General features: G+C 67.6%; 1 protein-coding gene. It reads left to right on the top strand.

What is annotated here, in order from left to right; genetic code table 11:
* Nucleotides 1–101 precede the first annotated feature (101 nt).
* Nucleotides 102–1079, top strand: coding sequence for an IS481 family transposase (locus AB4030_RS22360; RefSeq protein WP_442281399.1), 978 nt, complete (start codon nucleotides 102–104; stop codon nucleotides 1077–1079).
* Nucleotides 1080–1088 lie beyond the last annotated feature (9 nt).

Raw genomic sequence — 1088 nt, 5'->3', positions numbered from 1 at the left:
TGTACTCGGCCTGGACGTTGGTGACACGTAGGCGTTGACGACGAGGAGAACCTCCGGGTGAGGTGTGGATTGTCGAAGTCACACACCGTCCGGAGGTTCTCGTGCCCCACGCTAACGCCCGTCTCAACGTCCATGGTCGTCGTCTGCTGGTCGATCGGGTCCGCCACCAGGGGTGGGCCGTGGCCCACGCAGCGAAAGCGATGGGGATCTCGCGGCAGTGCGCCCACCGATGGGTCGCCAGGTACGACGCCGAGGGCGAGGCCGGGCTGGTCGACCGGTCCTCACGACCGCACTCAAGCCCCACGCGGACCCCGGCGACGGTCGAGAAAGCCGTGCTGGCCGCCCGGGTTGAGCACCGGCGCGGGCAGGACTGGCTCGGGCCCGAGCTCGGCCTGCCACCGCGCACCGTCAGCCGGGTCTTGCGCCGCCACGACGTGCCATACCTGCGTCACTGCGACCCGCTGACCGGCGAGGTGATCCGCTCCAGCAAGTCCACCGCGGTCCGCTACGAACGCGACCGTCCTGGCGAGCTGGTCCACGTGGACGTCAAGAAGATCGGGCGCATCCCTGACGGCGGCGGCTGGAAAGCCCACGGCCGCTCAATGGGCAGGACCGCGGCGAACAAGAAGGCCCGGATCGGCTACGACTACGTCCACTCCATGGTCGATGACCACTCCCGCCTGGCCTACAGCGAGATCCTCCCGGACGAGAAGGGCGCCACCTGCGCCGCGTTCATCCTGCGCGCCGCGCAGCACTTCGCCGGCCACGGCATCACCACCATCGAGCGCGTCATCACCGACAACCACTTCAGCTACCGCAACAGCACCGACGTCAAGAACGCCATGACCGCGCTCGGAGCCACCCACAAGTTCATCAAGCCACACTGCCCCTGGCAGAACGGCAAGGTCGAACGGTTCAACCGCACCCTGGCCACCGAATGGGCCTACCGCCAGGTCTTCACCAGCAACGACGAGCGAGCCTCCGCCCTTGCACCCTGGCTGCATGAGTACAACACTCGACGACGCCACACCGCCCTGAAAGGCCTCCCCCCGATCAGCCGTCTGTCACCAACGTCGTGACCGGGTACA

It is taken from the genome of Terrabacter sp. 2YAF2 (genome assembly GCF_052114705.1).
GTDB lineage: Bacteria > Actinomycetota > Actinomycetes > Actinomycetales > Dermatophilaceae > Terrabacter.
The sequence above is the reverse complement of the archived record's forward strand: the minus strand, read 5'-3'. Positions and strand labels throughout refer to the sequence as shown.